Source organism: Microcoleus sp. K4-B3 (genome assembly GCF_036704615.1).
Taxonomy (GTDB): domain Bacteria; phylum Cyanobacteriota; class Cyanobacteriia; order Cyanobacteriales; family Microcoleaceae; genus Microcoleus.
The window spans coordinates 1-9,388 of record NZ_JAUBSF010000007.1; the positions used below are offsets into that span (position 1 = coordinate 1).

5 protein-coding genes are annotated in these 9,388 nt (G+C 49.6%); 2 read left to right on the forward strand and 3 right to left on the reverse strand.

What is annotated here, in order from left to right; all coding sequences use genetic code 11:
• Nucleotides 1-915 precede the first annotated feature (915 nt).
• Entirely contained in the window at nucleotides 916-4,803 is a 3,888-nt protein-coding gene (locus QUA78_RS05580) for a PAS domain-containing protein (protein ID WP_445302384.1), read from the reverse strand.
• Nucleotides 4,804-4,865: 62 nt separating this feature from the next.
• Complete coding sequence (locus tag QUA78_RS05585; RefSeq protein ID WP_246276864.1) at nucleotides 4,866-5,186, reverse strand: helix-turn-helix domain-containing protein; 321 nt, start codon at nucleotides 5,184-5,186, stop codon at nucleotides 4,866-4,868.
• A 582-nt stretch (nucleotides 5,187-5,768) separates the two neighbouring features.
• Here QUA78_RS05585 and cruF point away from each other — a divergent pair.
• Nucleotides 5,769-6,710, forward strand: coding sequence for a gamma-carotene 1'-hydroxylase CruF (gene cruF, locus QUA78_RS05590; RefSeq protein ID WP_333303923.1), 942 nt, complete (start codon nucleotides 5,769-5,771; stop codon nucleotides 6,708-6,710).
• Nucleotides 6,711-6,962: 252 nt separating this feature from the next.
• On the forward strand, nucleotides 6,963-8,174 hold the full coding sequence (cruG, locus tag QUA78_RS05595) for a 2'-O-glycosyltransferase CruG (protein WP_333303922.1): 1,212 nt from the start codon (nucleotides 6,963-6,965) through the stop codon (nucleotides 8,172-8,174).
• Between the two features lie 89 nt (nucleotides 8,175-8,263).
• Here cruG and QUA78_RS05600 read toward each other — a convergent pair.
• Nucleotides 8,264-9,388, reverse strand: a 1,125-nt coding sequence (locus tag QUA78_RS05600; protein ID WP_333398646.1) for a calcium-binding protein, incomplete at its 5' end; no start/stop codon positions are given.

Below are 9,388 nucleotides of genomic sequence, written 5' to 3' on the forward strand. Positions count from 1 at the left end.
TTTTGGCTGGCATACATTCTAACTAATGAGCGCTTATTTTATATTTATATTATACAATCTAGCTGCGTATCAGCTTATAGCGGTTCTCAAAAAAGTGAGGTATGCCCTATGCCCTATGCCCTATGCCCTATGCCCTATACCCTATGCCCTATGCCGGATAGTACCTCATCTTTCTGAGAAAGGCTATATCAATTCCGTTAGCATCGGAATGATATAAACGGAGGACACGGCAGTGCCGTTTCCCTACCGCGATCGATTGTAGGGACTTAGTCTCTCGCGGTGTCCTCGCTTATCATTCCGGTGCAGCCGGAATTGATATCAAATGGGTTCTATGAATGGGTACAGATTTTCTACTCAACAGTTGCATCCTTTGTTGAGTAAGAGTTTTAGCACTGTTAGTACATTTGTATGGGGGAAGTCGAGTTTATTAACAGGGGATACGGGCTGCAACTCTGATTAGATATAGTTTCTCGGCCTCTTTGTCGCCCTCCCAGCTTAATTAGGCAAGATTTGAGAGCTAGGTGGCGTTTAGTTTGCCTGATTTAGCCTGTTGACATCCTCACCGCCGTAAAACGAACGGTGATTCCTAAACCTCACGATTTAGGTTTCTGCTTCATAGCAACTGCCTCCACCCTCAAGGAGTTTATGGCCTTACGTTCGCTCCACAGACTATCCCCGCAAGCCCTGCGGTTCTTATGTGTCGAAATCCAAAAAAGGAGTTCTCATGTGTTTGGTTGATTCTAGGGGTGGACTGTCCATTGCCCTATCCTCTTTTCCCGGTCTACCGATTTGTCTGCGCCGCCAGTTTTACTGGACTTCGCTCGTTAGGCTGTCTGAATCCATCGTCTCGGGTGGGTCAAGGACCTTTTTAATTATACTGAAAAATTTGTAAAGCCGTCCTAGAAGGACGGGGTTTCAGACCCAATTTTCTGATGATAATAATTTTGTGATAATCGCGACCACTGCTTCGGGGTCAACAGGTTTGGCAAGGTGACGTTGAAAGCCTGCTGCGATCGCCTGCTGTCGATCCATCTCTCCAGCATAGGCAGTGAGGGCGATCGCGGGAATTTGTCCGCCTTGTTCTAGTGGCAGGCTACGAATGTGACGCAGCAGCATATATCCATCCATTTCTGGCATCCCAATGTCACTGACAATGATGTCTGGAACTGCTTGAGAGAAAGCTTGGAGTGCCTCGGTTCCACAGGCAACGGCGGTGACGATCGCAGTCGCTTGTTCTAGAACAAATGCCACAAACTCCCGTGAGTCTGCATCATCATCCACGACTAAGACATGAATGCCGCTTAAATCTCCGGTTGAGTCGTGTGGCTGCTCGATCGCTGGTAGTTCACGATAGCGGGGCGCAAGCGGAATGCGAACTGTAAACGTAGCTCCTTGTCCTTCACCAAAGCTATCAACCGTGACTGTTCCCCCATGCAATTCCACAATTTGCTGCACGATCGCCAGTCCTAATCCCAATCCACCAAACTTGCGGGTGGTGGCTCCATCTTCTTGCCGAAAATGCTCGAAGACATAGGGCAGAAAATCAGAGCGAATCCCTTTGCCAGTATCGGTAACTTGAATTTGAGCGTGCGTTTCATCCAAAGTGAGGGTGATAGCGACTTGTCCTTGGTGAGGTGTAAATTTGACTGCGTTAGACAACAGATTCCAGACCACCTGCTGCAACCGCCCAGCATCGCCGATTACGATGCCAACACTGGGTAAAATCTTTGTATAAATTTGAATGGCTTTCGCTTCTGCGGCCAAGCGAACCGTTTCTAGGGCTTCAGAAATGACGGCACTGAGATCGACAGGCATCACGGTTAAACTGAGTTTGCCGCGCAAAATCCGGGAGATGTCGAGCAGATCGTCAATCAGTTGCACTTGGAGTCGGGCGTTACGCTCGATTGTCTCTAATGCCATTGTCGTTTTTGCCGCATCTAATTTTCCCTGCTGCAATAGCTTGGACCAGCCGAGAATCGGATTGAGCGGCGATCGCAATTCATGGGACAGCACCGCCAAAAACTCATCTTTAATCTGGTTGGCGCGATCTGCAGCTTCTCGTGCAACTTGCTCTTGCGCCAGCAGTCGTTCCCGTTCAGTTTCAGCTTGCTTTTGCTTCGTGATATCCCGGGAAATTGCCACAAGTTGAGTCACCTCCCCAGCGGTATTCCGCACGGGCGTGATGATGCTATCCCACCACTTCGGTGTGCCTTTGTAAGTGGGGAGATAGCCTTGAAACTGACCTGTATTGCCTGCTTTGGCAGCCGCGATCGCTCTCTTGGCATTTTCATAATCTTCGCTTTTCCACAAGTCAAGCCAGCAGGCGTTCAGAACGAGCGTTGGATCGTCGATTTCCAACAGGCGCAACCCGCCTGTGCTGATATAGACGATTTCGCTATCGAGCGTCAAAACTTTAATGCAGTCCTTACTGCTTTCCAGAATGCGTTGCTTTAGCTCCTCACTGTCGCGCAAAGCTGCTTCGGCGCGGGCGCGTTCGACTGCCGCCCAAGTGCGATCGGCTACTTCTTCCGCCAAGGACACCTCGTCCGGCGTCCAAGCTCGCGAACCTGATGTGTGGACTGCCAGCCCAGCTACGAATTCGCCCTCCTTGATCAGGGGTATGCCGATGTAGGCACCGATCTGGATTGCGGCGTAAGCCGATCGCTGATCTGGGGATAGGTTGGGATCGGCTTCCACATCGGACGCGGACACGGCGCGACCACTGCGGTACGCCGCGAGCAGCTTGGGGCCGAACGAATCCACCGAGTAACCGCCAGCGAGTGGTTCAGCTCCATTGACGTAATCGCGCTCGACGACGTAATCAGCGCCGCGAACCTCGAAGTACGCTACCCTGTTCGCGCCGAGATATTCGCCCAGCACGCGGCTGGCTGTAGCCTGAATCTCCCCTGGATCGGCAAGGGGGCGGAGTGCGTCTGCGAGAGAGACACGGAAAGCATTAAATTCAGCGTTTCGCCGCAAAACTTCTTCTGCGCGTTTGCGATCGCTAATATCTTTGAAGACAACAGCGACTTTTCGTGCCTCTTGCTCACCCATACGACAGGCATAGACATCGAACCATCGGTTCATTGGTTCAGAGCCATTTTCAAAGCGAGTCGGTTCACCCGTGAGAGCAACTTGACCGTAAATCTGAATCCAATGGTCTTCTAAATCTGGAACTAACTGACGCGCTGTTTTACCGACTGCTTGTTGAAGTCCCGTTTGCTGCTCGAAGGTGGGATTGATTTCTAAGAAGCGGTAGTCGATCGGCGTATCATTTTCGTCAAAGAGCACTTCAATAATGCAGAAACCTTCGTCGATCGACTCAAATAGAGTTCGGTAGCGTTCTTCAGATTGACGCAGAGTTGCGGCAGTTTGAATCTGCTCGGTAACATTCTTGAAATAAACGGTAATACCGTTTGGAGCGGGGTAAGTGCGAACTTCGTACCAGCGATCGTGATGCGGGTAAAACGCGGTCATTGAGGCAGCCACACGATCGCGCATGGCGCTCCAGTGAATCTGCTCCAACTCATGGCCAATCAGTCCTGGATATTCTTCCCATAAATTTTTGCCAATCAAATTGCCTGGAGCGCGATCGAGCAGTGCCCCGGCAGATCGATTGACGTAGGTGAAGCGCCAGTTATCATCCAGGGCAAAGAAGGCTTCAGCGATACTCTCCAGAATATTCCGAGTCTGCTCCTCGCTTTCGCGCAAGGCTTGTTCTGCCCGTTTGCGCTCGGTGATGTCTCGCGTCACGCCTGCTACGGCATCTACTGCGCCGTTTATCCCTAAAAGCGGTACAAAAATGTATTCATAGGCGCGTGTGCCGATTGCGCTAGTGTAGAGCGATTCATCCTTGAGCGGCTGGCGGGTGGCGATCACCTGTTGAATCTGTTGCTGATGTCGTGTCGCTAAATCGGTAGGATAATCCAGCTCAAAAAAGTTCTTTCCCAAAGCTTCATCCGAAGTTTTCAGCCAAAGATTGAGCAACGCCGGACTGACATACGTGAACCGTCCCGCCAAATTAAAGGTGTAAATAAAATCGGGAATCGCAGCGACGATGGCATCGAATTTCCGCAGTTGCCCTTCGAGTTCGGTGCGGCTCTCGCGTAATGCGGCTTCAGCACGGGCACGTTCGACGGCTGCCCACGTTTGCTCTGCTGTTTCCTCGACTCGTTTTACCTCATCTTTCGTCCACGGACGAGGGTTTGCCTGATGCAGCGCTAGCAAGGCGACAAATCGATCGTTCTTAATCAGGGGCACGTCGATATGGGCAGCAATGTCGATCTTTTGATACATTGCCTTCTGGCTAGCTGTGTATTTAGAGTAGTTTGCCACATCGGGAACGATCGCTGTTCGCCCCGCTCGATGGTCATCTGTGAGGTTGCGTCCGAAGTCTTCCAGATGGTACAGCCCGCTCAATTCGGCAACGCCGTTCGTGTAGTTTTTATGAACGATGACCTCCTTGCCACCAGGTAACACCTCAATGTAAATGACGCGGCTTGCTCCTAGAGAATCGCCCAGAATGCGGGCAGCGGTTGCCTGAATCTCATTGGCATCAGTCAGCGGGCGCAGCCCATTGGTGAGCCTGACTCGAAACGCATCGGCTTGGGCAGTTTGAGGCAAGACATCTGTTGAGGGGCGCTCCTGTGGCAGATTAGATTCTAGCTGCGTCTTGTCTGGCTGCTGGGTTCGATCGAGTTCGGTCAACATGATTTGCACAGCCGTTTTCACGCTGTCCGACCAGGTTTCGACAGCACCCAGCGGTGTTTGCGACCAATCGTGCGATCGCATCAACATCGCCATCTCGCTGTCGCCTGCAAATAAGTTTTTAGGATCGGCCTCCTCTACTGCATCACTCACACACCCTACCTCTCTGAAAAATACTGAGCGAAAAGCTTTTTGCTGCCCTCTCGAACGACGATTGAAGAGGATTGACCCAGTTCCGCAACCAGCGTCCGAATTTGCCTTAAGGCTAAAGGGGAAGGTTGAATGCGTTTATTTTCCCAACGATTAATCGTCTCGTAAGCAACACCCAGCGATTCTCCGAGTTGCACTTGGGTCAGTTGGGTTAGTTGCCGAAGTTCACGAATAAGATGGCTAACCTCTGGTTGCACCAGTACAACACATTGTTTGGACACCGAACTTTTAGAAGATTTCATACAGTTTAAGTACATGGCATCTGTCATATTCAATATCCGCCAAAAAGTAAGCAGGCCGATCTCCCTTAAGAAGGAGTTCTTAAACCCCATCGACCGTCTTGTACTTACGAGATGTTTAGATTCACTGCTTGTATTGATTGAAGTTCGCGGAACTTAAACAAATTTCCAGCCCAAACAGAGCATCGAACTAGCTTTATAGAACCCATTTTGGATCTTTTCTTAAAAAATAAGGCGGACAAACAAGCTGTCTCACATAACTCAATAGCCACAAGACGAGAAATCATGGGGCGATGGCGGCCAAAGATTTGAAATCCCAATGGCACAAGGCTTACGGTTATAACAACAGATCTCAAATGGGTTCTATAACGGATAGAAGTCCGAGGGAAGAAGGGCATTCGGCACTTCTGCCACCAATCCCTCGCCAAAAAACCGGGTTTCTTAGAAAAATAAGGGGTTTAGCAACGAGGTAGTCAGTCAGGAACCGGGTTTCTCGGCCCAGGGTGTAAGTCTTGGAAAAATGCCGATCGCCAGTTCGTGTTCGTTTTTTGTTAAAGATTTGTAAACTGTTAGGAAGTGCTTTCTGCATCTAATCTTTTTTCGAGGAGTCCCATGAAGCAACTTTTGATTGCTGAGCGCTTTTGCCTGATTGCCCACGTCTTGTCAATGGCTTTTGGATTGGCAGGGTTGTTGCTGATTTTACCCCGTCCCGAATTGGTGATGAGTTTGCCACCAGCAGGGCAAACGCTATTCCAGTGGGGGATGGCTGGGGGTGGAGTAGTTTATATCATCTTTGGTGCAGCAGCAGTTGCTCTCTATTCCTTGCGGACGTTGGGTTGGGGTGCAACTCTGGCTTTTTTACTGCCTTCTGTGTTTTTGTCCTTGAGTAGCGAGTTGTTGGGAACGAGTACGGGTTTTCCTTTCGGCAACTACCACTATTTGAGCGGTTTGGGTTACAAAATTGCAGGGCTGGTTCCGTTTACAATTCCCCTCTCGTGGTTTTATCTGGGACTGGTTTCCTATGTAATTGCTCGCGCTGGAGTAGCGGTTGGTAAAGGTAAGCTCAACTGGGTGCGCCAAATAGGGGCGATCGCCCTTGGTGCTTTGCTGCTAACAGCTTGGGATTTTGTACTAGATCCGGCGATGAGCCAAACTTCTGTGCCTTTTTGGGAGTTTGAGGAACTTGGCGCTTTCTTTGGGATGCCTTACCGCAATTTGGCTGGGTGGATGGGTACGGGGGCGCTATTTATGTCTGTAGCAGCTTTCTTGTGGAGAAAAATGCCGATTCAACTAGAGCGCTCGGAATTGGGTTTGCCCTTAATTGTTTATTTGGTCAACTTTGCTTTCGGAGCAATTATCACTGTAACTTCCTTGGATTCTCGGTTCTGGTTCCCGACATCGCTAGCGGTGCTTCTGGGCGTAGTTCCGGCGATCGCGTTAAGCTGGATCGCTAAACCCGCAGCAGGTTACGTAACAGAAACAATGCCGTCTTTGGAGACATCTGTGCTCGCGGCTGAAATTCCACCTCAGCCCGTGGGCGTTTTGCGTAAGTGAGTTGCTAGTGAGCAACAGCGGCTGATTTAGCAAAAACTTACACTAATTTTTGAGCTAGTTTAAAAACCCGGTTTCTACAAGAAACCGGGTTTTTCAGCGGCGATTTTTTCCTTCCCAATTCCTGTAATATGTTTGAGGTCAAAATTTTATTAAATTTTTTAAATTCATATTAGTTACCAAAAAAATCAACTGTAAATAAGCTCTCAACCCAGATCCAGTAAATCATTCCAAATTCTTCAATTCTTCAATAGTATGGTTTTGCCGATCGCCCCTCACCTGTTGTCCCAACCGCTGACAAGTCTCATCCCTGTCGCACTCCTGCTGCTGCAATTGCCCGCCGCAGCCATTCTTATGTCGCGTCTGATTAAAGGCCCATCGCGCATCCCGCCCCTGGAACCGGATTCGCCGACGCTGGATTTGTTAGGTGCTTGTACTGCGGTAGTACCGACTTTGAACGAAGCCGATCGAATTTCGCCTTGTTTGGAAGGATTAACCAGCCAAAGTTACGAACTCCGAGAAGCGATCGTGGTTGACAGCTATTCGGTAGACGGAACCGGAGATTTAGTCAAAGCAGCCGCACAAAAAGACCCCCGGTTTCGCTTGATTAACGACGATCCGCTGCCGGCGGGTTGGGTAGGGCGTCCCTGGGCGCTGAATGCGGGTTTTTTGGCAAGTTCCGAGAAGTGCGAGTGGATTTTGGGGATAGATGCGGATACTGTGCCGCATCCGGGTTTGGTGGCGAGTTTACTCAAAACGGCGAAAGCTGGAAATTACGATTTGATTTCGCTGTCGCCGCAGTTTATCCTCAAGTATCCGGGGGAGTTGTGGCTGCAACCTGCTTTGTTAATGACTTTGGTTTATCGGTTCGGGCCGACGGGGACTGGCGGGGATGTGCCGGAACGGGTGATGGCGAACGGTCAGTGTTTTCTCTGCAAGCGCGAGGTTTTGGTGGCATTGGGGGGCTATGAGGTCGCGAGGGGTTCGTTTTGCGATGATGTGACTCTGGCTCGCTATGCTGCTGCTAAGGGCTTTAAGGTGGGCTTTTTGGATGGGGCTAAGGTGTTGAAGGTGCGGATGTATGAGGGGGCGATCGAGACTTGGAATGAATGGGGTCGATCGCTGGATTTGAAAGATGCTGCTTCTGGCGGTCAAATTTGGGGCGATTTGTGGCTGTTGCTGGCGGTTCAAGGTTTGCCGGTACCGATTGTGTTGTGCTATTTGCTGTTTGGTTCGCTGCCGCCGGTTGGTGTATTTCCCCACTTTTGGCTGTTGGGATTGAATGTATTTTTGGTTGCGGTGCGATCGGCTTTGTGTTTCGCAATAGCACCTTCCTACGATACAACTCAGGCATCTGGTAAATGGCTGTTTTGGCTGTCACCTTTAGCCGATCCGCTGGCGTTTTTGCGTATTCTCATTTCTGCTTTAAATCAGCCTACTCAGTGGCGCGGCAGAAAGTATGAATAATCGTTAAATTTTTGCTAGACCTTTTAAAATTGGTAGAAGTGCGAGATCCCTTTTGGATCGAAGGGGCGATCGTACTTTTCTTTGCTTCCCTAAATCAACCGGAAATTAGCCGATGTAATCGCATTGGCACTCACTCCAATCATCACACCTAACTCCTCTCCTGTCAAGAGATTCTTGATGAGGGTTCCCTGAGTATTTTGAGTGATTGCTAACTGGCTAAAACTCAAACCTCCGGTTAGGGCGATCGAATCTTGACCGATTGTAAAATCAGCGATCGTGTCAAATCCTCGATCGGCTTTTAAGACAAAGATATCGTTACCGCTACCCCCAATCAAACTATCATTGCCCAAGTCTCCGTAAAGAATATCATCACCTTGACAACCAGTGAGAGTATCGTTATCTTCGCCTCCGTAAAGAGTATCATTTCCTTCACACCCTCCCAGGATATCTGCTTGTTCATTACCGCTGATGAAATCATTGCCTGCACCGCCACAGATGGTATCCGAACCCTGGTTTCCAAACAGGTAATCATCACCTTGACTACTAAGGATTATGTCATCACCTTTGCCTCCGAATAAGGTGTCATTATCCTTACCGCCATCTATGAAGTCATCATTTCTATTCCCATAAACGATGTCATTACCTTCGCGGCTATTTAGGGAGTCATTGCCTTTGCCTCCACAGATTAAATCGCTGCCCAAGTCGCCAAGGATGATGTCATTATTTTCATCTCCGAATAGGATGTCGTCATCTTGGCCACCGCTGATAAAATCATTGCCTTTGTTGCCGTTGAGGATGTCGCTGCTGTCGCCACCATATAAGTTGTCATCCCCTGATGTGGCATCGAATATATTGCCGCTGTTGCTGCCAAGTAATTCATCGTTTTGGGCAGTGCCTATTTTAATTCCCGATACACCGAGTATGGTGTTTTCAACTAAATTCGGTTGGTTTAAGTTGGGATAGTTAATTTCATCGCAGATGCAGTCATCGTTAGGGATGTTATTAGTTATTGGTGTTGGCGTCGGTGTTGGTGTCGGTGTTTCTGCTGTTGTTGGTGCCGGTGTTGGCGTTACGAATGGTGCGGGAGTTGGTGTTGGTACAGGTGCGGGAGTTGGTGTTGGTACAGGTGCAGGAGTTGGTGTTGGTACAGGTGCGGGAGTTGGTGTTGGTACAGGTGCGGGAGTTGGTGTTGGTACAGGTGCGGGAGTTGGTGT

Coding starts and splice junctions, on each gene's coding strand:
- QUA78_RS05585 (WP_246276864.1), bottom strand. CDS start 5,186: ATGACAGATGCCATGTACTTAAACTGTATGAAATCTTCTAAAAGTTCG.
- QUA78_RS05580 (WP_445302384.1), bottom strand. CDS start 4,803: ATGGCGATGTTGATGCGATCGCACGATTGGTCGCAAACACCGCTGGGT.
- cruG (WP_333303922.1), top strand. CDS start 6,963: ATGGTTTTGCCGATCGCCCCTCACCTGTTGTCCCAACCGCTGACAAGT.
- cruF (WP_333303923.1), top strand. CDS start 5,769: ATGAAGCAACTTTTGATTGCTGAGCGCTTTTGCCTGATTGCCCACGTC.